Genomic DNA, 21,689 nt, shown 5'->3' with positions numbered 1-21,689 from the left:
GCCGTCCATAGCGACGGCGCGCATTTTTCTATCAGGCATACGAGCCATCGGGCTCCTGCAAAGATTTACATGCTCCTGCAACGATTCCTGATTCGTCTTCTGACGATGCTGATCACGCTGTTCGGCGTGGCCGTCGTCGTCTTCGTCGTGATCCGCGTCGCGCCCGGCGATCCGATCGCCATGATGCTGCCGCCCGGCGCGACGGATGACGACATCGCCCGGCTGCGGGCACTCTACGGGCTCGACAAGACCATCGTGCAGCAATTCTTCATCTGGCTGTCCGGCGTTATCCGCGGCGATTTCGGCACCTCGATTTCGCTGCGGCAGGATGTGCTCGGCCTCGTCTTCAACCGGCTGCCGGCCACGCTGGAACTGGCCATCGTCGCGCTGATCATGGCAGTGGCGCTCGGCGGTACGACGGCCGTTCTCGGCGCGCGCGAACGCGGCACGGCGGTGGAAGCCGGTATCGACATCGCCAGCGGGGCGGCACTCTCCATTCCCGATTTCCTCTGGGGCCTGGTGCTGATCCTGTTGTTCGGCGTGCTGGTGCCGATCTTCGACATTTCCGGCCGGGTGTCGCCGCAGCTCGACCTGCCCTTCGCCACCCAGTTCTATTTCTTCGAAAGCCTGCTGCGGCTGCGCTTCGACCTGACCTGGGACCTTTTGAAACACATGCTGATGCCGGCGGTGGCGCTGGCGCTGCCGCTGGCGGCGATCATCTCGCAACTGCTGAAACAGTCGCTGAAGGAAGTGCTCGACCTCGACTATGTCGTGCTGGCGCGGGTGAAGGGGTTTTCGGAAACGCAGGTCATCCTGCGCGAGGCCCTGAAGAACGCGGCTTTGCCGACGCTGACCCTTGTCGGCGTACAGTTCACCTTCCTCATCGGCGGCACCGTCATCGTCGAGCGGCTGTTTTCCTACGAAGGCCTAGGCAACATGGCGATCGATGCCGTCATCAACCGCGACCTGCCGCTGATCCAGGGCATCGTGCTGGTCTTCGCGCTGCTGTTCGTGCTGATCAATCTCGTGGTCGACATGATGTATGCGCTGCTCAATCCGAGGCTGCGTCATGGATAGGGCCTCAAGACGCGGACTGAGCCCCAGGCTGTGGCTCGCCGGCGGCTGGCTGCTGCTGGCGCTGCTGGCGGCGATCTTCGCGCCGCTGGTCGCGCCGCAAGACCCCCTGGCGCAGGATCTGATGCTGGAGCGGCTGCCGCCCTTCTGGCTCGATGGCGCCGAGCCCGGCTATTGGCTGGGCACCGACAGCCTCGGCCGCGATCTGTTGTCCAGGTTGATCTTCGGCGGCCGTATCGCCTTCATCGTCGCTTTTGCCGCGGCCATCGCCGCCTGCCTCGTCGGCTCGACGCTCGGGCTGATCGCAGGCTATTTCGGCGGCTGGGCGGACCGCATCATTTCGCGCATCGTCGATATCTGGATGGCGTTTCCGCCGGTGCTGTTCGCCATCCTGCTGGTGGCGGTGCTGGGCACGGGCCTCAGCTCCGTCATCCTGGCGATTGCGATCATCGACTGGACGCGCTTCTGCCGGGTGATCCGCGCCGAGGCGATGGGCCAGTCGCGCATGGATTATGTCGAGAATGCCCGCATCGCCGGCTATGGCCGCATCGGCATCATGCTGCGCGAAGTGCTGCCCAATGTGGTGCCGTCGATCGTGGCGCTGCTGTCCTTGGAGATGGGCATCGCCGTCATCGTCGAGGCGATCCTGTCCTTCGTCAATCTGTCGATCTCGACCGACGATCCGACCTGGGGCGGCATCATTGCGGAAGGCCGTCTATCGATCCACCAGGCCTGGTGGGTGCTGGTGTTTCCTTTGATCACGCTGATCCTCACCGTGCTGTCGTTCAGCCAGTTCGGCGAAGCGCTGAAGGCGCGTTTCGACCCGGTGCTGCGATGAGCGCCTGTCTCGACATCGCCAATCTCAGCGCCGTGCTGCCGAACGGCCGGCGCGTGCTGCGCTCGGTGTCGCTCGCCGTGCAGCCCGGCGAGGTCCGCGCGCTGGTCGGCGAGAGCGGCGCCGGCAAAACGATGATCGGCAAGGCGGTGCTCGGGGTGTTGCCGTCGAGCGTGCGCATCGTCGAGGGCGACATGCTGCTCGAAGGCGAAGACCTCGGCAAGCTTCAGCCCAAGGCAAGGCGCACGCTGGTTGGCGCCCGCACGGCGCTGATCCCGCAGGATCCACTAACCGCGCTCAACCCGTCGCGCCGCATCGGCCCGCAGATGACCGACCGGCTGGTGCGCATCCTTGGCTGGAGCGGCGAGAAGGCCGACACGCGCATCCGGCAGTTGCTGGACGAGGTGCAGATCCGCGACCCCGAGCGCGTGCTGAAAAGCTACCCGCATGAGCTCTCCGGCGGCATGCGCCAACGCGTGCTGATCGCGGCCGCCTTCGCCGCCGAACCCCGGCTGATCGTCGCCGATGAGCCGACCACGGCGCTCGACGTCACCGTGCAGAAGCAGATCCTGCGCCTGATCGCCGCCTTGCAGCGCGAGCACGGCACCGCGATCCTGTTCGTCACCCATGATCTCGGCGTCGTCGCCAAGATCAGCCAGAAGGTCTCGGTGCTTTATGCAGGCAAGGTGGTTGAAGAGGCCGACACGGCAGCGCTCTTCGCCGCCCCGCAGCACCCCTATACGCGGGCGCTGATGGCGGCGACGCCGCGCTACACCGACCCTTTCGCCTCGCTGAGACCCGTGGACGAAGCGGTGCTGGCCGGGCTTGCCGCGGAGATCGCGGCAGCGGACCTGGCGTGGAGGCGGCCGCATGGTTGAGCCGCTGTTTTCCGTGCGCGGGCTGAAGGTCGCCTTGCCCGACATGACGCGCAAGCCGCTGATCGGCCGTGCGCCGTTGGCCGAAATCCTGAAAGGGCTCGACTTCGACCTGCCGAGGGGCTCGGTGACCGGCATCGTCGGCGAGTCCGGGTCCGGCAAGTCGACGCTTGGCCGCGCTTTGGTTCGTCTCCTGGAGCCGAGCGCGGGCAGCGTCAGCTTCGAGGGCCGCGACATCACCCATCTGCCGGAGGCGGAGCTGCGGCGTTTACGCCGCGACCTGCAGATGATCTTCCAGGATCCGATGTCGTCGCTCAACCCGCGCCGCACCATCGCCAGCATCATCGCCGCGCCGCTCAAGCAGAACGGGCTTGGCGACAGGCTCAAGGAACGCGTCGCCGAGGCGCTGCAGCGGGTCGGCCTGCCGCAGAGCTTTGCCAGCCGCTACCGCCACGAGCTGTCGGGCGGCCAGCGCCAGCGGGTCGGCATTGCCCGTGCGCTGGCGCTGTCGCCGAAATTCGTGCTGGCCGACGAGATCGTCTCCGGTCTCGACGTCTCGACGCAGGCGCAGATCTTGACCCTGCTGGAGAAGCTGGCAGCGGAGATGGGCCTGACCGTCGCCTTCATCAGCCACGACCTGTCGGTCATCCGGCGGCTGTGCCGGCAAGTCATCGTCATGCGCGAAGGCGTGATCGTCGAGGCCAGCGCCACCGACGCATTGTTCGACAACCCCAGCCAAGTCTACACGCGCGACCTCATCGCGGCCATTCCGCTGCCCGAGATCGACGCCGGCTGGCTGGACATTCCGGCCGCCGCCAAAGCCCCGACATGAATGCATTCGCATGCCGAAAAGCGGGTTTCGGACATGCGACCGCAAAGACCCAGGTCCCGCCAATGGAGAGGACTGACATGAAGACGATACTTCGAAATGCAACGCTTGCCGCCGCTGTCCTTGGCGGCGCCGGCATGGCCTCGGCGGATTCGATCCCCGGCATGCGCGGCCACGATCACACCGGCATCACCGTCCCCGACATGAAGCAGGCGGTCGACTTCTTCACCGAGGTGGTCGGCTGCAAGAAGGCGATGTCGTTCGGCCCGTTCGCCGACGACAAGGGCACCTTCATGCAGGACCTTCTGGGCGTCGATCCCAAGGCCGTCATCGAGCAGGTCACCATGGTGCGTTGCGGCTATGGCTCGAACATCGAGCTGTTCAAATACACCGCGCCCGACCAGAAGGATCTGACGCCGAAGAACAGCGACATTGGCGGCTTCCACATCGCCCTCTATGTCGACGACGTCGCCGCCGCCAAGGCCTATCTCGACGGCAAGGGCGTCAAGACGCGCATGGGACCTCTGCCGGTCAAGGAAGGCCCCGCCGCCGGCCAGACCATTCTCTATTTCCAGGCGCCCTGGGGATTGCAGCTGGAAGCGATCAGCTACCCCGACGGCATGGCCTATGAGAAAGGTGCCGAGACGGTGCTGTGGAGCCCGAAGAACCCGGAAAAGTGATCCTTCGGCGCGCGCTTGCGGGACGACACGCAAGCGCGCCGCCCGGTATCAGGACAATGATTTCGACATAAAACTTTAAGCTTGAAATATTTTGCCGCTGGCGCGATACTCACAAGGCAGCAAGCGAAGAGGAGATCGCACAGATGAAGGTTGCGGTTCTCGGCGGCGGTCCAGCCGGCCTCTACTTTGCCATATCGATGAAGCTCAGGGATGCCGCGCACGATGTGACGGTGTTCGAGCGCAACCGCGCCGACGACACGTTCGGCTGGGGCGTGGTGCTGTCGGCCGAAACGCTTGATAACCTCGCCAAAAACGATCCGGTCAGCGCCGTCTGGATCAAGAAGCATTTTGCCTATTGGGACGACATTGCCGTCATCCATGACGGCGTGCGCACGGTCTCGTCAGGCCATGGTTTTTGCGGCATCGGCCGCAAGCGGCTGCTGATCCTATTGCAGCGCCGCGCCCGCGAGCTCGGCGTCAAGCTGATGTTCGAGACCGATATCGCCGATCCCAAGCCTTACATGGAGACTCATGACCTGGTCGTCGCCGCCGACGGGCTGAATTCCAGGGCGCGCAACACTTTCGTCGACATCTTCAAGCCCGACATCGACACCCGCAAATGCAAATTCGTCTGGCTCGGCACCCACCAGAAATTCGACGACGCCTTCACCTTCATCTTCGAGAAGACCGAGCATGGCTGGGTGTGGGCGCACGCCTACCAGTTCGACAGCGAGACGGCGACCTTCATCGTCGAATGCAGCGAACAGACCTGGGCTGCCTTCGGCTTCGGCGCGATGACGCAGCAGGAATCAATCGCGGTGTGCGAGCGCATCTTCGCCAAGCATCTCGGCGACCATGCGCTGATGACCAATGCCAACCACATCAGGGGCTCGGCCTGGATCAATTTCCCGCGCGTGCTGTGCGAACGCTGGTCGTATAAGAACCTGGCGCTGATGGGCGACGCGGCGGCCTCGGCGCATTTCTCGATCGGCTCCGGCACCAAACTCGCCTTGGAAAGCGCGGTGGCGCTGGCCGAGTATGTGGAAACCGAGCCGGACCTCGATGCCGCCTTCCGCAAATATGAGGATGCGCGCCGCACCGAAGTGCTGAAGCTGCAATCGGCGGCGCGTAATTCGCTCGAATGGTTCGAGGAGGTCGAACGCTATCTCGGCCTCGATCCGGTGCAGTTCAACTATTCGCTGCTGACCCGCTCGCAGCGCATAAGCCACGAGAATTTGCGGCTGCGCGATGCCGAATGGCTGGGCGGCGCGGAAGAATGGTTCCAGCGCCAGGCGGGTGCCGGCCGCAACAGGCTGCGCCGCGCGCCGATGTTTGCGCCGTTCAAGCTGCGCGACATGAAGCTGCAGAACCGCGTCGTCGTCTCGCCGATGGCGCAGTACAAGGCCGTCGACGGCTGCCCGACCGACTGGCATTTCACCCACTATGCCGAGCGTGCCAAGGGCGGCGCCGGGCTCGTCTATATCGAGATGACCTGTGTCAGCCCGGAAGGCCGCATCACGCCCGGCTGTCCCGGCTTCTACGCGCCCGAACACGAAGTGGCGTGGAAGCGGCTGGTCGATTTCGTCCATTCCGAGACCGAGGCCAAGATTTGCGCCCAGATCGGCCATTCCGGCGCCAAGGGTTCGACCCGACTCGGCTGGGAAGGCACCGACGTGCCGTTGGCGTCGGGCAACTGGCCTGTCATGGCGGCATCGGCTGTCGCATGGTCGCCTGAGAACCAGGTGCCGAAGGCGATGGACAGCGCCGACATGGACCTGGTGCGCAACCAATTCGTGGCTTCGGCCGAGATGGCTGACCGTTGCGGCTTCGACATGCTGGAGATCCATGCCGCGCATGGTTATCTCCTGTCGTCCTTCATCACGCCTGTCACCAACCGGCGCACGGATGAATATGGCGGCTCACTGGAAAACCGCATGCGCTATCCCCTCGAAATCTTCCACGCGGTGCGCGCCGCCTGGCCGACGGAGAAGCCGATCTCGATGCGCATTTCGGCCAATGACTGGGTCGGCATCGAAGGCGTGACGCCGGCCGACGCGGTCGAGATCGCGCGGCTGCTGCACGAAGCCGGCGTCGACATATGCGACGTCTCGGCCGGGCAGACATCGGCACTGGCCAAGCCGGTCTACGGCCGCATGTTCCAGACGCCGTTTTCCGACCGAATCCGCAACGAGGTCGGCATGGCGACGATGGCGGTCGGCAACATCTATGAGCCGGACCATGTCAATTCGATCCTGATGGCCGGCCGCGCCGATCTGGTGGCGCTGGCAAGGCCGCATCTGGCCGATCCCTACTGGACGCTGCATGCGGCGGTGACGCTCGGCGACCGTGGCGTCAAATGGCCGGATCCCTACCTGCCCGGCCGCGACCAGATCTACCGGCTGGCCGAGCGCGATGCGGCCGCGGGGCTCAAAGTATGACGGCGGCACCAGCGATCTCCGCCAAGCATGCGCTGGTCACTGGTGGTGGCTCCGGTGTCGGCCGGGCCATAGCGCTGGCGCTGGCGGAAGCGGGCATCAATGTGACCATCTGTGGCCGCCGCGAAGCGGAGCTTGCCAAGGTGGCCGTCGAAAGCGGCCGTATCTTCGGTATTGCCGCCGATGTCACCAATGAGGCGTCGATGGCCTCGCTCTACCACGCGGCGGAAGCCGCGCGCGGGCCGTTCGACATCGTCATTGCCAATGCCGGCATGGCCGGCAGCACACCAGCGAACAAGACCACGCTGGCCGATTGGCAGAAGACGCTCGACGTCAATTTGACTGGCGCCTTCCTGACGGTGAAACCTGCGCTGGCCGGGATGGCTGCGCGCAAGACAGGACGGATCATCTTCATTGCCTCAACGGCAGGGTTGAAGGGCTACGCTTACGTGGCACCTTACGTGGCGGCCAAGCATGGCGTCGTTGGGCTGATGCGCGCACTGGCGGCGGAAACCGCGAAATCCGGCGTCACCGTCAACGCGGTTTGCCCGGGTTTCGTCGAGACCGACATGCTGGAAGAGTCCATCCAGCGCATCATCGAAAAGACCGGCCGCTCTGCCGGCGAGGCGCGGGCGAGCCTTGTCTCGACCAATCCGCAAGGCCGCTTCATCCAGCCGCAGGAAGTCGCCGCCGCCGTGCTGTGGCTGTGTGGCGATGCGGCGTCATCGATCACCGGACAGGCAATTTCCATCTCAGGAGGCGAAACATGGTAGCCGGCCCCCTGCCCGCACCGTCGGGACCCGGCAAGGACCGTCTGCGTCTGTGGATCAGGCTGCTGCGCGCCTCGCGCACGATCGAGGCCGAGTTGCGCGAGCGCCTGAAGAAGGAATTCGACACGACGCTGCCGCGCTTCGACGTGATGGCGGCGCTGTACCGCGTGCCGGAAGGCATGCTGATGAGCGACCTGTCGCGCTTCCTGCTGGTCTCCAACGGCAATGTCACCGGCATTGTCGACCGGCTTGTTTCGGAAGGGCTGGTCGCTCGCGCCCGCCGCAATGGCGACCGCCGCACCTCCATGGTGCGGCTGACCGAGGAAGGCACCAAATCCTTTGCCACGATCGCTGCCGCCCATGAGGGCTGGATCGGCGAATTGCTGGGCAAGGTCAGCGAGGAGGACGCCCGCCGGCTGACCGGCATGCTGACCTCGTTCCGCAGCAACTGGGAGGGACGCGAATGACCGGGATGGCCGGGCTGAAGCCGAAGCATTTCCTCTGGGAGGTCGAGGGCAGGATCGCCAAGGTCCGGCTCGACCGGCCGGAGCGCAAGAACCCGCTGACCTTCGACAGCTATGCCGAGTTGCGCGATGCGTTCCGCGACCTCGTTTATGCCGACGATGTCGACGCCGTGGTGTTCCTCTCCAATGGCGGCAATTTCTGCTCCGGCGGCGATGTCCACGACATTATCGGTCCGCTGGTCAAGATGGATATGAAGCAGCTCCTCGCCTTCACCCGCATGACCGGCGATTTCGTCAAGGCGATGCTGAATTGCGGCAAGCCGATCATCTCCGCCGTCGACGGCGTGGCGGTCGGCGCCGGCGCCATCATCGCCATGAGCTCCGACATCCGCATCGCCACGCCGGAGGCCAAGACCGCGTTCCTGTTCACTCGCGTCGGCCTAGCCGGCTGCGACATGGGCGCCTGCGCGATCCTGCCGCGCATCATCGGCCAGGGCCGTGCCGCGGAACTGCTCTATACGGGCCGCACCATGACGGCCGCCGAGGGTGAGCGCTGGGGGTTTTATAACAGGCTGGTCGATGCGGCCTCCCTCGAGGCGGATGCACTCGACATGGCAGCGCACATCGTCTCAGGCCCGACCTTCGCCCACGGCATCACCAAGACGCAGCTCAACCAGGAATGGTCGATGGGTCTCGACCAGGCGATCGAGGCCGAAGCGCAGGCACAAGCGATCTGCATGCAGACGCGCGATTTCGAGCGCGCCTACAAGGCGTTCGTGGCCAAGCAAAAGCCAGTGTTCGAGGGGAATTGAGGATGATCGGTTTTCGCCCAGGCCCCCCCCTCTGGCCTGCCGGCCATCTCCCCCGCAAGGGGGGAGATCAGCTGTACGTCCTGTTTTCGCCAATCTCCAACGTCGCCAGGTCGAAGCCGTCGGCAAAGCTGCCAATCTCCCCCCTTGCGGGGGAGATGTCCGGCAGGACAGAGAGGGGTGCCTCGCAACGACACGCGGAAGGTTACCTCCATGCCTGACCGATCCTTTCTCAACTGGCCGTTCTTCGAGAACCGCCATCGCGAACTTGCCGAAAGCCTGGAAGCATGGTGCGCGAAAAACCTTCCCGTCGATCATCACGACGTCGATGCCGCCTGTCGCGCGTTGGTGGCGAAGCTTGGCCGTGACGGCTGGCTGAAGCCGACAGCTGTCGACACCGACAATTCCGGCCCGCTCGACGTGCGGACACTATGCATCACGCGCGAGACGCTCGCGCGCCATGACGGGCTCGCCGATTTCGCCTTTGCCATGCAAGGGCTGGGCACCGGCGCGCTCAGCCTGTTCGGCACGGCGGACCAACAGCAATGGCTGGCGAAGACGCGGGCCGGCAAGGTAATCTCGGCCTTCGCCCTGTCGGAGCCGCGCTCGGGATCGGATGTCGCCAACACCGAGATGACGGCGACCCGCGACGGCGACAGCTATGTTCTGTCAGGCGAAAAGACCTGGATCTCCAATGGCGGCATCGCCGATCTCTACATCGTCTTTGCCCGCACCGGCGAGGCGCCGGGTGCCAAGGGGCTTTCGGCCTTTATCGTACCGGGCAACGCCAAGGGCCTTGGCATCGCTGAGCGCCTCGAAGTGATCGCGCCACATCCGCTGGCGCGGCTGTCCTTCGACAAAGTCCGCCTGCCGGCATCGGCGCTGATCGGCAAGTCCGGCGATGGCTTCCGCATCGCCATGTCTGTGCTCGACGTGTTCCGCTCGACCGTCGGCGCTGCGGCGCTCGGCTTTGCCCGCCGGGCGCTGGACGAAAGCATCAGCAGAGTGGCCGAACGCAACCTGTTCGGCGCCCCGATGGCCGAATTGCAGATGGTGCAAGGCCACATCGCCGACATGGCGCTCGACGTCGACGCGGCGGCACTTCTCGTCTATCGCGCCGCCTGGACCAAGGACATGGGCGCCGCGCGGGTAACTCGCGAGGCGGCGATGGCAAAACTGTTCGCCACCGACAAGGCGCAAGAGGTAATCGACAGAGCGGTACAGTTGCATGGCGGCGATGGTGTGCGCAAAGGCCACATCGTCGAAAGCCTGTATCGCGAGATCCGCGCGCTTCGCATCTATGAGGGTGCCTCCGACGTGCAGAAAGTGGTCATCGCGCGGCAAGTGATGGGCGCGGCCTGACGGCATGAAATTGACGGGCATTCGATTTCGAGACTTGGTTTTCAGGAATACCGGGAGGCTTCAAATGCATGAGATTCTGCAGCCGGAAGGCTGGGCCAAACCGGTCGGCTACGCCAACGGCGTCGCGGCGCGTGGACGGCTCATCTTCGTCGGCGGACAGGTCGGCTGGAACGGGCAGTGCCAGTTCGAAACCGACGACTTCGTCGGCCAGGTGCGGCAGACGCTGCAAAACATCGTCGCTGTGCTGGCCGAGGCCGGCGCTGAACCACAGCACATCACCTCGATGACCTGGTATTTCACCGACAAGGCCGAGTATCTCGCCAATCTCAGGGGGCTCGGCGAAGCCTATCGCGAGGTCATCGGCCGGCATTTCCCGGCGATGGCCGCCATGCAGGTGATGGCGCTGGTCGAGGATCGCGCCAAGGTGGAGATCCAGGCCACCGCTGTGATACCGGACGAACTCGTTCGTCTGGACTAAGTTACCCGCAGGCCTGCCTTCCTCAAAATCGGCAACACGTGGTCGCAGAAATAGGGCAGTTCCTGCGTGTAATTGACGAATGACAGCGCGATGCCCTGGTAACCCTGCCCGGCAATGGCGGCCATGTCGGCGGCGATCGTTTCGGGCGTGCCAATCAGCGGATAGGTGCCGGCGCCGCCGGCGAAACGCTGCCGGTAGCGGTCATAGGCATGCGGGTCGTGCGATTGCGAGAATTCCTTCTTGCCGGCCATGTGGGCATCGACCGCGTCGTGGTCGGCCATATCAACGGCATAGCGCGTGTAATAGGCCTGCGCCTCTTCCATCGTCGGGCGGCAGACGACATGCGCCACCGTGTAGACGCCGACATCGCGGCCCACCTTGTCGGCGCGTTCGCGAATGTCGGCGACATGCTTGCCGGCATCGCTCATCTCGGAAAAGGTCGTGAACAGGTAGTCGCACCGGGCGGCGGCGAAATCGCGGCCCGGCCCGCCGAACGCGGCGTTCATCGTCACCGGTCGCGGAACTTGCAGGCTGGCCGGCCGGCTCACCGCTTCCTTCAGGTGATAGTAAGTGCCTTCATAGTCGAGCGGCTCGGACGACGCATAGAGCTTCTCGAGGATTTCGATCCATTCGGCCGCCTGGTCGTAGCCCTTCTCGACCAGTGGCGTACCGAACATGCCGAATTCCTTCGGGTTCCAGCCGCAGACGATGTTGAGGCCGGCGCGGCCCTGGCTGATATGGTCGACCGTCGCCAGCGCCTTGGCGGCATAGAGCGGATGCACGAGCGGCACATGCACGGTCATGAACAGGCCGATCTGTTCGGTGGCCATGCTGAGGGCCGCCGCCCAGGTGAAGGTCTCGAACGACCACTCGCGCACCTTGTTGCGGCCGCCGAAACCACGCCACCGGGCGATCGGCAGCATGAACTCCAAGCCGGCACGGTCGGCGATCTGCGCCGCCGTCAGATTGTCCTGCCAGTTCGCCGCCCAGCGTTCCGGAACATCTGATATGGCAAGGCCGCCATCGGCATTGGTCGAAAAGACGCCAAGCTTCAGTTTGTTCGGGCCGTGCAACGGATGCGTTTTCATCATGTCTCGAACTCGCGGCGGGAGATCACACGCTACGGTGGCGGCAAAATATTTCAAGCCTGAAATAGCTTCGCCTCGCCGCCGTTTGCGGATATGAGTTTGGGCCAGACGACAAAGGGGATCGGCATGAGCGAATTCCGCCAGAAATGCATCGGCAAGGCAAACCTCGTCGGTTCGTTTGCCGCCATTCCCCATCCGGTCGCTGTCGAGGTGATGGCACTGTCCGGTCTCGACTTCCTTTGCATCGACTGGGAGCATGCGCAGATCTCGCGCGACATGATCGAGACCATGGTCCGCGCGGCCGACGTGCATCGCGTGCCGGTGATGGTGCGCGTTCCCGGCCATGCACCGGAAGCCATCCAGGCGGCGCTGGACAGCGGCGCGCAAGGCGTTCTGGTGCCGCGCGTCTCGACCGCTGCCCAGGCCGAAGCAGCCGTGAAGGCCTCGCGCTATCCGCCGCTGGGCGAGCGTGGCGTCGGGCCTGGCCGGGCCGCCGGCTATGGCTATCGCATTCCCGAATATCTTGCCGGCGCCAACGACAGGACCGTCGTCGCGGTCCAGGTCGAGACCGCGGAGGGGTTGGCCAACATCGATGCGATCGCGGCCGTCGACGGCGTCGACGTGATCTTCGTCGGCCCCGGCGACCTTTCGGTGTCGATCGACGCGATCGGACCGCAAGGCGCCGACAAGCTCAATGTAGCGATCCGGACGATCATTGCTGCCACGATCGCCCATGGAAAGACATCAGGCATATTTTGCGCCAGCCCACAGACCATCGGCCGGTGGGCAGGCATCGGCGCGAGTTTCTTCGTGCTGGCCAGCGACACGATGTTTCTGGGCGCCGGCGCCGCGGCCAACGCTGCCGCGGCGCGCGACGAATTGGCATAGACAGGCGCGGCCAGACAAAAGGCGTATCGCTGGAGCAACACGCAAGCCAAGCTTTTTAAGCTTAAAACTTTCGCCTTGAAATGCGCCCCACTTTGGATAAGCATTCAAGATCGATGACGGCGGCCGTGCCACAGGGGTTACCGGCCAATCCATCGTGGTGCTTCGGGGGGTTCAGTCCTTGTCGTTCATGCTGCCCCAGTCATCATCCAGCGCACGCTGTGCTTCCGACGGCGGGCGCCGCCAGATCCGTGATCCGCAAACAGAGACCATCGCCAACCGCGCGCGCAGGTCGCTGCCATGAATTGACGCCCCGCTGGGAGGCGGGACGGCAAGAAACCGTGCGGGGCGAGCCCCGCCCGATCAACAACCAGAGGGGATACCCCAGAGGGAACACCATGAACCTGACACGTCGCAATCTCATCCTGCTCGCCGCTGCCATCGGCATTGCCGCCGGCCCCGCCACGGCTTATGCCGCCGATGTGCTCAATGTCGGCGCCTACCCGACCAATCCGCCCTTCGAGTACAAGAACGAGAGCGGCACTTTCGAGGGTTTTGAAGTCGACATCGTCAACGAAGCGGCCAAGCGCATCGGCATGACCACCGATATCGCCGATCTCGGCTTCCAGGCGCTGTTCGCGGCCACCACGTCGAAGCGCATCGACGTCGCCATCTCGTCGATCACCATCACGGCCGAGCGGCTGAAGTCGCAGTCTTTCACCCAGCCCTATTATGATTCCGACATGGGCATTGCCACCAAGACCGACAGCGCTGTTAACACCGAAGCCGACCTCAAGGGCAAGATCGTCGGCGTGCTGTCCGGCTCGACCGGCGAGACCTGGGTCAAGGCGCATCAGGAAGCCGACGGCTTCAGCGATGTGAAGGGCTATGACACACAGCAGAACCTGCTGCTCGACCTCAGCGCCGGCCGCGTCGACGCCGCCGTCAGCGACATTCCGGGCATGGAATACTCCTTCACCAAGATGAAGGATCTGAAGGTCAAGCAGCGCATCAAGACCGGCGAACAGTACGGCCTGATGATGACCAAGGACCATCCGCTGCTCGGCAAGCTCAACGACGCGCTGACCGCGATGAAGAAGGACGGCACGCTGGCCGCGATCCACAAGAAATGGTTCGGCAGCGACGCGCCGGCCGATTCCTCGACCGTCAAGGAAATGCCGCTGCCGAAGGCCTGAGCGGAGATGCACTGAAATCGTGCCGGCTTTCCAGGCCGGCACGATTCATTTCCTGCTCCGGCGCCGCTGCCGCGCGGACCGTCTCGCCATGGCGAGGTCGATTGGTCTTAACTCTGAGCACCCCTGGCTTTGGGGTTCGGGAACGCTCCCATGTCGCTGATCGACACCTTCTTCAATCCCGATGTCATCATGTCCAGCCTGCCGGCGCTGCTGCGCGGCTTCCTGAACACGCTGCTGCTTGGCATTTTGAGCATCGGCATCGGCATCCCCATCGGCCTGGTGATCAGCCTGCTGCGGCTCTATGCGCCGAAGCCGGTGCGCTGGCTGGCGGTCGGCTACACCGACATTTTTCGCGCGCTGCCGGTGCTGGTGGTGCTGATCCTGATCTATTACGCGCTGCCCTTCCTCGGCATCCGCCTGTCGTCCTGGGCGTCCGCCGTGACGGCCTTCGCCTTCATCATGTCGGCCTATTCGGCCGAAGTGTTCCGCTCCGGTATCGAAAGCATTCCGAAAGGCCAGTTTGAGGCGTCGCAGGCGCTTGGCCTGCCGTTCCTCTTGACCTTGCGCAAGGTCGTGCTGCCGCAGGCGATCCGCGTGGTCATCCCGCCGATGACCAGCAATTGCGTCTCGATGTTCAAGGACACCTCGCTCGCCTCGACCGTGGCGTTGCCGGAACTCCTGAAGGAAGCGACCAACGCCCAGTCGCTCTACGCCAACCCCTCGCCGCTGATCGGCGCCGCACTGGTCTATCTCATTTTCCTTTGGCCGATGGTGCGCCTCGTCAGCCTGCTTGAAGACCGCTTCAAGACCGAGAAGGCGCGCTGACCTCGCCAACCGATCTCCACCCGCCAAATTCTTCGCAGGAGCGTAACCCGTGAACAAGCACCAGACCGACAATGCGAACGCCTCAGCGTTCCCCGTCGACACTATCCGCGCCATGTTTCCCGCCCTGCAGCGGGCCGGCGATTTCATCTTCATGGACAATGCCGCCGGCGCGCAGATCCCGCAAAGCGTGCTCGACGCGGTGACCAACCATCTGGTTTCGCACAATGTGCAGCGTGGCGGCCGCTATGGCCGCAGCGTCACCGTCGATCAGTCCGTCGCCGACGCCCGGACAAGCGTGGCGCTGCTGATCAATGCCTATAGCCCGGCGGAAATCTGCTTCGGCATGAACGCCACCTCGTTCATCCGGCTCGTCAGCCTCGGCATCGGCCAGATGCTCGCCAAAGACATGGATGGGGGGCGAGACGAGATCATCATCACCGACATGGACCATGACGCCAACATCGCCACCTGGCTGGCGCTGGAACCCGTCGGCGCCAAGTTCAAATGGTGGCGCATGCGCGAGGACGGCAATCTGCATGTCGATGATCTGCGCCCACTGGTTTCCGAGCGCACCCGCCTCGTCGCCTGCACGGTGACGGCGCATTCGATCGGCTCGATCGTCGATGTCGCCTCGGTGGCCGAGATCGCGCATGCAGCCGGCGCGGAAGTGTTCCTCGACTGCGTGCATTACGGTCCGCACGGGCTGATCGACGTGCAGGCCTGGGATTGCGACTATCTCGTCTGCTCCGGCTACAAGAATTTCTCGCCGCATATGGGTTTTCTCTGGGGCCGCTTCGAAACGCTCAAGCGGCTGCCGACCTTCCGCGAGGATTTCATCCCCGACGAACCGCCCTACAAGGTCGAGGCGGGCACCTTCATCTACGAGAATGTCTCGGGCATGGATGCCGCCGTGCAGTATCTGGAACTGATCGGCCGCAATCTGGCTCCATCCAACAACCGCTCGCGGCGCGAAAACATCGTCGCCGGCATGGGCGCCATCCGCGACTATGAGCTGCTTCTGGCGCGCGAGATGCTTGCCGTGCTGAAAGGTTGCGGCGCGACCATCTACGGTGTTGCTGACGAAGCCCGCATCAACGAGCGCGTGCCGACCTTCTGCTTCAACATCGACAGACTGTCACCGCAGCGGATCGTCGAGGAAATGGCCGAGATGCAGATCGGCATCCGCGACGGCCACATGTATGCGCCGCGGCTGATGAAGCGCCTCAATTTGTCGATGGACAGCGGCGCCATCCGCGCCTCGCTGGTGCACTACAACACGGTCGAGGAAGTGCACAAATTCGGCGAGGCGTTGCGTGCGATTATCGCCAGGCTGTCCTGATCGATGAAGGTGGCCTGATGGCTGCGGCCAACAGTCTCAGGCCGCCGCCTTCTTCTTCGCCAATCTCGCCTTGATCGAGGCGACGTCGGCGCGCGGCGTCGCGGCGAACAGCGTCTTGGTGTAGCTGTGCTTGGGGTCGGAAAAGACCTCTTCGCGCGAGCCATATTCGACCGCTTCGCCAAAATACATCACCATCACGTCGTCGGCGATGTAGCGCACCACGGAGAGATCGTGGCTGATGAAGACATAGGTCAGCTGGAACTCGTCCTGCAGGTCGGCGAGCAGGTTGAGCACCTGCGCCTGCACAGACAGATCAAGCGCGGAGACCGGCTCGTCCAGCACCAGCAGGCTGGGGTTCAACATCAGCGCACGGGCAATGGCGATACGCTGGCGCTGGCCGCCGGAAAACATATGCGGATAGCGATTGTAGTGCTCAGGCCCGAGACCGACCTTCTTCAGCATCTTCATGGCGAGGTCGCGCCGTTCCTCGGCCGGCTTGTTGGTGTTGATGAGCAGCGGTTCTCCCAGCACGTCGCCGATCTTCTGGCGTGGGTTGAGCGAGCCGTACGGGTTCTGGAAGACGATCTGCACCTTGCGGCGCATCTCCTTGGTCAATCCGCCCCTGGCGATGTCGACCTTGTTGCCGTCGATGAACAGTTCGCCCGAAGTCGCGGGATCGATCAGCGTGATGATGCGGGCAAGCGTCGACTTGCCGCAGCCGCTTTCACCGACGATGGCCAGCGTCTTGCCCTTGTCGACACTGAAGGAAACGCCCTTGACCGCATGCACGGTGCGCTGCGCGCGAAACAGCCCGCCGCCGACATGGTAGTCGCGCACGATATTCTTGCCTTCGACGACCTTGATGCTCATGCGGCGGCTCCCGAGGGCGCCGGCTCGAACAGCATGTCGGAGACGGTCGGCAGCCGGTCGCCCACGGCATTCTCCGGCAGCGCCGACAAAAGCGCGCGGGTGTAATTGCTCATCGGCGATTCAAACAGCGACAGCACGTCGGCCTCTTCCATCTTGCGGCCCTTGTACTGGACGATGACGCGATCGGCGGTCTCGGCCACCACGCCCATATTGTGGGTGATCATGATCAGGCCCATGCCGTATTTGGCCTGCAGCGAGACCAGGAGATCGAGGATCTGCTTCTGGATGGTGACGTCGAGCGCGGTGGTCGGCTCGTCAGCGATCAAAAGCTTTGGATTGCAGGCAATGGCAATGGCGATCATGACGCGCTGGCATTGGCCGCCCGACATTTGGTGCGGGAACGAGTTCAGCCGTTCCGCCGGCTCGGCAATGCCGACCTGCGTGAGGAGTTCGATGGCGCGCTCCCGGCGCTGCGCACCGTCCATGCCCATATGGAAACGCAGCACCTCCTCGATCTGGAAGCCGACGGTGAAGCAGGGATTGAGGCTGGCCATCGGCTCCTGGAAGATCATAGACATGTCCTTGCCGACGATCTTGCGCCGCTCGGCAGGGCTCAGCTTCAGCAGATCGCGGCCATTGAAGCTCATGCGGTCGGCGGTGACCTTGGCGGTCCATGGCAAAAGGCCCATCACCGCCAGCATCGAGACCGACTTGCCGGAACCGGACTCGCCGACGATCGCCAGCACTTCGCGCTCGTCGACATGCAAGGAAACGCCATCGACCGCCCGGAACATACCTGATGCGGTCTGGAATTCGACGACGAGGTTCTGGATGTCCAGCAGCGCCATCACGACCTCCTCAATTTCGGATCGAGCGCATCGCGCAGACCGTCGCCGATCAGATTGATGGCAAGCACGGTGATCAGGATCGCCAGGCCTGGGAAGGTCACCACCCACCAGGCGCGCAGGATGAATTCACGCGCCGAGGCGAGCATCGTGCCCCATTCGGGCGTCGGCGGCTGGGCACCGAGGCCGAGGAAGCCGAGGGCGGCCGCTTCGAGGATGGCGTTGGAGAAAGACAAGGTGCCCTGGACGATCAGCGGTCCCAGGCAATTGGGCAGGATAGTGCGAAGCATCAGCCTGAGATGCCCGGCGCCGGCGACCTTCGCCGCCACGACATATTCGCGGCTCTTCTCCGCCATCACCGCGGCGCGCACAAGGCGAGCGAAATGCGGCTGCAGCACGAGCGCGATGGCCAGCATCGCATTGAACAGGCCGGGACCGAGGATGGTGACCATCACCAGCGCCAGCAACAGCGACGGGAAGGCCAGGATGAGGTCCATGACGCGCATGATCGCCACGTCGACCCAGCCGCGGAAATAGCCGGCCAGCAGGCCGAGCGTGATGCCGCCGATGAGCGCCAGCGAGACCACGACCGCGCCGATCAGCAGCGAGAAGCGCGCGCCATAGAGCAGGCGCGAAAGGATGTCGCGCCCGACCGGATCGGTGCCGAGCAGATATTGCGAGCTGCCGCCTGCCTGCCATGCAGGCGGCCGCAAGAACGCGGTCTTGTCCTGGATGTCTGGCGCGTAGGGGGCCAGCAGCGGCGCAAAGAGCGCCGCCAGCACCAAAAGGACGAAGACGAACAGGCCTATAACGGCGCCCCGGTTCACCGAGAAATAATACCAGAAGGTCCTGAGACCGGTGAGGCGATCCGGGTTGCCGGCGGCCATCGGCGCGATTTCGGTCGACTGGCTCATCACGCCGCCCTTATGCGTGGGTTGATAACGGCATAGAGCACGTCGACGATCAGATTCACGGCCATGACGATAAGCGCGATCAACAGCAGGCCAGACTGCACGACAACATAATCGCGCTTGGATATGGATTCGACCATCCACCTGCCGATGCCCGGCCACGAGAAGATCGTTTCGGTAAGGATGGCGCCGGCGAGCAGCGTGCTAACCTGCAGGCCGATGGTGGTGACCACCGGGATGAGTGCGTTGCGCAGAGCATGCACACCGATGACTCGGGCCGACGAGAGGCCTTTGGCTCGGGCAGTCCGTACATAATCCTCGCCCAGCACTTCAAGCATGGCGGAGCGCGTCTGGCGCGCTATCACAGCCAGCGGAATGGTACCGAGCACAATTGTCGGCAGCACCAGATGGCGCAATACCGAGCGGAATGCATCCCATTTGCCGTAGAGCAAGGTGTCGATGGTCATGAAACCGGTGATCGGCTTGAAGAAGTACTGCAGGTCGATGCGGCCATTGACCGGCGTCCAGCCGAGGTAACCGGAGAAGAAGATGATCAGCAGCAGGCCCCACCAGAAGATCGGCATGGAATAGCCGACGAGCGCGGTGCCCATCAGCGACTGATCGAACCAGGAGCCGCGCTTGACCGCCGCGAAGATGCCGGCCGGAATGCCCAGTACCATGGCGAAGATCATGGCAAAGAACGACAGTTCCAGCGTCGCAGGGAAGAGCGTCTTGAACTCTTCGAGCACCGGGCGCTTGGACGAAATCGAGACGCCGAAATCGCCGGTCACGACCTCACCGACATAGCGTGTGTATTGCTGCCAGATCGGCAGATTGTAGCCGAACTGCTCCTTCAGCTCTTCATAACGCGCCGGCGCCACACCGTGTTCACCGGCCATGGCAAGAATAGGATCGCCGGGCAGCAGCCTGACGAACGCAAAGGCGCAGATCGTGATGCCGACAAGCGTCGGGATCAAAAGTGCAATTCGGTGGAGGATATATTTTAGCATGATGTAGGGGGGCGGCGCTTCATTGCGCCGCCCCGCTCTATAGTCTTATTCGGCCTTGTCAACGCCGTCGAAGCGGTGAATGCCGAGCGGATCCATCTTGAAACCGCTGACATTGTTGCGCACGACCGCGTAGACTTGGCTGTGGACCAGCAGGAAGGCGGGCGCTTCCTTGGCGAAGATCACCTGCGCCTGTTCGTAGAGCTTGGTGCGCTCGGCCTGGTCGCTGGTCTTCTTGGCTTTCTGGATCAGATCCTCGAAGTCCTTGTCGCACCAGCTGGAGTAGTTCGAGACGCCGATGGCGGAGCAGGCGAACAGGGTGGCGAAGAAGTTGTCCGGATCGCCATTGTCGCCGGTCCAGCCGATCTGGAACGCACCGGGACGGTCCTTCTTCTTGCCTTCCGAGCGATACTTGGTCCACTCGTAGTTGACGATCTCCGCCTTGACACCGACCTTGGCCCAGTCGGCCTGGATCAGTTCGGCGGCGCGCTGGAAGTTCGGGTTGTACGGGCGAACGCGGTCGGATGCCCAGAGCTGGATTTCCTTCAGGCCGGCGTCGGCCAGCACCTTCTTGGCCGCTTCCGGATTGTAGGCGTCGGTCTTCACATCCTTGTTCCACGACCACATGGTCGGCGGGATCAGGTTTTCGGCAGGCGTGGCGCCTGCATCCTGGAACAGCGACTTGATCAGCGATTCCCGATCGATCGCCTGGTTGAGCGCATGGCGCACCTCAGGCTTGTCGAGCGGCGGGATGGTGGTGTTGTAGCTCATATAGCCGATGTTCAGGCCGGCCTGATCCATCAGGGTCACGTCCTTGTTGGCCTTGATGGTGGCGATGTCGGCCGGGTTCGGATAGGGCGCGATGTCGCATTCCCCGGCGAGCACCTTCTGGGTGCGGGCGGTGGCGTCAGGCGTGATGGCGAAGACGAGATCGTCGATCTTTTCCTTGCCCTTGAAATAATCCGGGTGAGCCGCGTAGCGGATGACCGAATCCAGCTGGTAGTCGACGAACTGGAACGGACCAGTGCCGATCGGCTTGGTCGAGAAATCGGCCATCTTGCCGGACTTCTCCAGCTGGTCGGCATATTCCTTCGACACGATCGAGGCGAAGTCCATGCCAAGGTTGGCCAGCATCGGCGCGTTCGGCTCGGTCAGCGTCAGCTTGACGGTAAGGTCATCGACCTTTTCCCACTTGGCGACGTATTTCGGCATGTCCATGCCCGTGTAGTAGTCCCAGGTCAGGTTCGGCAGATACTTGTCGCCGTTCCAGGGGTTCGCCTTGTTGAACTGGCGATCAAAGGAGAAAACGACGTCGTCGGCGTTGAGGTCACGCGTCGGCTTGAAATAGTCGGTGGTCTGGAACTTGACGCCCGGATGCAGGTGGAAAGTGTAGACCAAGCCGTCGTCGGAAATCTCCCACTTGTCGGCAAGGCCGGGCTCGACTTCGGTGCCGCCATGCTTGAATTCGACCAGACGCGAATAGACGGTACGCGACGAGGCATCGAAGTCGTTGCCGCCGGTCGTGGTACCCGGATCAAAATTGGCAGGCGACGCTTCCGAGCAATAGACGAGCGTCTTTGCATTGGCCATGCCGCTCAGTACGCTTGCGGCCAGCAAAGCGGCCGCAAAAGCGAGTTTCTTTTTCATTGAGCACTCCCTGATGTTCTTCCAAGCCCCTCTATCAGGCTCGCGAAGCGCGCATATAAGCACCGTTTTTCCGGCTTTGGAACACCCCGTTTGCTTACCCCTCGGGAAGCAGGAAAAAAATCTGCCATTTTGCTAAATGGCAGAAAAAATTAGCAGTTTTTTCCACTCACGAGATTATTAACGACCGCATTTTTTTATTGATCTGGCATATGGCGACATCGCCGCCGCGTCCGCCCTCATCCGATCATCGATGCGGAAAGATGCCGGTTCCAAGTGTCGCCGGCGGGAAGGATTTTCGACGGCAAATCTTTCGGCGCCCTGCCGCAAGGGCAAGACTTGCACCGCCGCCGATAGAGGCAATACATAGATGGATATGCTGGCGGCACGGAGGACGCCTCTGTCAATTCGGAGGCGGGCGCGGCATAGGCGACCGAAACGGGCGAACAGGAATAGTCGAGGAGGAAC

Annotated in this window: 21 protein-coding genes; 15 read left to right on the top strand and 6 right to left on the bottom strand. The window is 63.3% G+C overall.

The features are described from left to right. Positions 1 to 69 precede the first annotated feature (69 nt). The 11 genes from AB4Z43_RS19710 (at position 70) to AB4Z43_RS19660 (ending at position 10,611) form a co-directional block, all read left to right on the top strand. Positions 70 to 1,077 (top strand): ABC transporter permease, encoded by a 1,008-nt coding sequence (locus AB4Z43_RS19710; RefSeq protein WP_019863001.1) that lies wholly within the window; start codon positions 70 to 72, stop codon positions 1,075 to 1,077. Continuing rightward, complete coding sequence (locus AB4Z43_RS19705) at positions 1,043 to 1,912, top strand: ABC transporter permease (protein WP_171903239.1); 870 nt, start codon at positions 1,043 to 1,045, stop codon at positions 1,910 to 1,912. The genes AB4Z43_RS19710 and AB4Z43_RS19705 overlap by 35 nt, the downstream gene beginning before the upstream one ends. After that, positions 1,909 to 2,787, top strand: coding sequence for an ABC transporter ATP-binding protein (locus AB4Z43_RS19700; protein WP_202360945.1), 879 nt, complete (start codon positions 1,909 to 1,911; stop codon positions 2,785 to 2,787). The genes AB4Z43_RS19705 and AB4Z43_RS19700 overlap by 4 nt, the downstream gene beginning before the upstream one ends. Then, positions 2,780 to 3,616, top strand: a complete 837-nt coding sequence (locus AB4Z43_RS19695; RefSeq protein WP_202360946.1) for an ATP-binding cassette domain-containing protein — start codon at positions 2,780 to 2,782, stop codon at positions 3,614 to 3,616. Before AB4Z43_RS19700 ends, AB4Z43_RS19695 begins: the two co-directional genes overlap by 8 nt. 77 nt (positions 3,617 to 3,693) lie before the next feature. Then, positions 3,694 to 4,293 carry a VOC family protein gene (locus AB4Z43_RS19690; RefSeq protein ID WP_027047708.1) on the top strand — a complete coding sequence of 200 codons (600 nt, stop codon included), beginning with the start codon at positions 3,694 to 3,696 and terminating at the stop codon, positions 4,291 to 4,293. A gap of 143 nt (positions 4,294 to 4,436) precedes the next feature. Next, positions 4,437 to 6,731, top strand: a complete 2,295-nt coding sequence (locus AB4Z43_RS19685; protein WP_202360947.1) for a bifunctional salicylyl-CoA 5-hydroxylase/oxidoreductase — start codon at positions 4,437 to 4,439, stop codon at positions 6,729 to 6,731. After that, complete coding sequence (locus AB4Z43_RS19680) at positions 6,728 to 7,501, top strand: SDR family NAD(P)-dependent oxidoreductase (RefSeq protein WP_441938768.1); 774 nt, start codon at positions 6,728 to 6,730, stop codon at positions 7,499 to 7,501. The genes AB4Z43_RS19685 and AB4Z43_RS19680 overlap by 4 nt, the downstream gene beginning before the upstream one ends. Further along, complete coding sequence (locus AB4Z43_RS19675) at positions 7,495 to 7,965, top strand: MarR family winged helix-turn-helix transcriptional regulator (protein ID WP_010913223.1); 471 nt, start codon at positions 7,495 to 7,497, stop codon at positions 7,963 to 7,965. The genes AB4Z43_RS19680 and AB4Z43_RS19675 overlap by 7 nt, the downstream gene beginning before the upstream one ends. Further along, a complete protein-coding gene (locus AB4Z43_RS19670; RefSeq protein WP_441938767.1) occupies positions 7,962 to 8,774 on the top strand; it encodes an enoyl-CoA hydratase family protein in 813 nt (270 codons plus the stop codon). The genes AB4Z43_RS19675 and AB4Z43_RS19670 overlap by 4 nt, the downstream gene beginning before the upstream one ends. 210 nt (positions 8,775 to 8,984) lie before the next feature. Beyond that, complete coding sequence (locus AB4Z43_RS19665; protein ID WP_441938766.1) at positions 8,985 to 10,133, top strand: acyl-CoA dehydrogenase family protein; 1,149 nt, start codon at positions 8,985 to 8,987, stop codon at positions 10,131 to 10,133. A 64-nt stretch (positions 10,134 to 10,197) separates the two neighbouring features. Beyond that, positions 10,198 to 10,611: a RidA family protein gene (locus tag AB4Z43_RS19660; RefSeq protein WP_019862992.1), complete on the top strand. Its 414-nt coding sequence runs from the start codon at positions 10,198 to 10,200 to the stop codon at positions 10,609 to 10,611. On the opposite strand, the gene AB4Z43_RS19655 is transcribed toward AB4Z43_RS19660, so the two are convergent. Beyond that, the gene (locus AB4Z43_RS19655; RefSeq protein ID WP_064984550.1) at positions 10,608 to 11,702 is read right to left on the bottom strand and encodes an LLM class flavin-dependent oxidoreductase; all 1,095 of its coding nucleotides are present in this window, start codon (positions 11,700 to 11,702) and stop codon (positions 10,608 to 10,610) included. The genes AB4Z43_RS19660 and AB4Z43_RS19655 overlap by 4 nt on opposite strands. 123 nt (positions 11,703 to 11,825) lie before the next feature. Between AB4Z43_RS19655 and AB4Z43_RS19650 the strand changes: the two genes are divergently transcribed. From AB4Z43_RS19650 to AB4Z43_RS19635, 4 genes are all read left to right on the top strand, one after another. Then, on the top strand, positions 11,826 to 12,587 hold the full coding sequence (locus AB4Z43_RS19650) for an HpcH/HpaI aldolase family protein (protein WP_080644013.1): 762 nt from the start codon (positions 11,826 to 11,828) through the stop codon (positions 12,585 to 12,587). A gap of 395 nt (positions 12,588 to 12,982) precedes the next feature. Further along, complete coding sequence (locus AB4Z43_RS19645) at positions 12,983 to 13,780, top strand: ABC transporter substrate-binding protein (protein ID WP_019862988.1); 798 nt, start codon at positions 12,983 to 12,985, stop codon at positions 13,778 to 13,780. A 150-nt stretch (positions 13,781 to 13,930) separates the two neighbouring features. Further along, entirely contained in the window at positions 13,931 to 14,605 is a 675-nt protein-coding gene (locus tag AB4Z43_RS19640; protein ID WP_019862987.1) for an amino acid ABC transporter permease, read from the top strand. 49 nt (positions 14,606 to 14,654) lie between these two features. Beyond that, positions 14,655 to 15,944: a cysteine desulfurase-like protein gene (locus tag AB4Z43_RS19635; protein WP_019862986.1), complete on the top strand. Its 1,290-nt coding sequence runs from the start codon at positions 14,655 to 14,657 to the stop codon at positions 15,942 to 15,944. A gap of 36 nt (positions 15,945 to 15,980) precedes the next feature. Here AB4Z43_RS19635 and AB4Z43_RS19630 read toward each other — a convergent pair whose 3' ends face one another. The 5 genes from AB4Z43_RS19630 to AB4Z43_RS19610 are packed head-to-tail and all read right to left on the bottom strand — an operon-like array spanning position 15,981 to position 21,224. After that, positions 15,981 to 16,814: a dipeptide ABC transporter ATP-binding protein gene (locus AB4Z43_RS19630; RefSeq protein ID WP_019862985.1), complete on the bottom strand. Its 834-nt coding sequence runs from the start codon at positions 16,812 to 16,814 to the stop codon at positions 15,981 to 15,983. After that, on the bottom strand, positions 16,811 to 17,662 hold the full coding sequence (locus AB4Z43_RS19625) for an ABC transporter ATP-binding protein (RefSeq protein WP_019862984.1): 852 nt from the start codon (positions 17,660 to 17,662) through the stop codon (positions 16,811 to 16,813). Before AB4Z43_RS19625 ends, AB4Z43_RS19630 begins: the two co-directional genes overlap by 4 nt. Next, positions 17,662 to 18,573, bottom strand: a complete 912-nt coding sequence (locus AB4Z43_RS19620) for an ABC transporter permease subunit (protein WP_019862982.1) — start codon at positions 18,571 to 18,573, stop codon at positions 17,662 to 17,664. Before AB4Z43_RS19620 ends, AB4Z43_RS19625 begins: the two co-directional genes overlap by 1 nt. Then, positions 18,573 to 19,580, bottom strand: a complete 1,008-nt coding sequence (locus AB4Z43_RS19615; RefSeq protein ID WP_038651941.1) for an ABC transporter permease subunit — start codon at positions 19,578 to 19,580, stop codon at positions 18,573 to 18,575. Before AB4Z43_RS19615 ends, AB4Z43_RS19620 begins: the two co-directional genes overlap by 1 nt. Before the next feature lie 45 nt (positions 19,581 to 19,625). Beyond that, positions 19,626 to 21,224 carry an ABC transporter substrate-binding protein gene (locus tag AB4Z43_RS19610; RefSeq protein WP_038651939.1) on the bottom strand — a complete coding sequence of 533 codons (1,599 nt, stop codon included), beginning with the start codon at positions 21,222 to 21,224 and terminating at the stop codon, positions 19,626 to 19,628. Positions 21,225 to 21,689 lie beyond the last annotated feature (465 nt).

Source organism: Mesorhizobium sp. 2RAF45, assembly GCF_052115225.1.
Classification (GTDB): domain Bacteria; phylum Pseudomonadota; class Alphaproteobacteria; order Rhizobiales; family Rhizobiaceae; genus Mesorhizobium; species Mesorhizobium jarvisii.
This window is presented reverse-complemented; position numbering and strand designations above follow the sequence as displayed.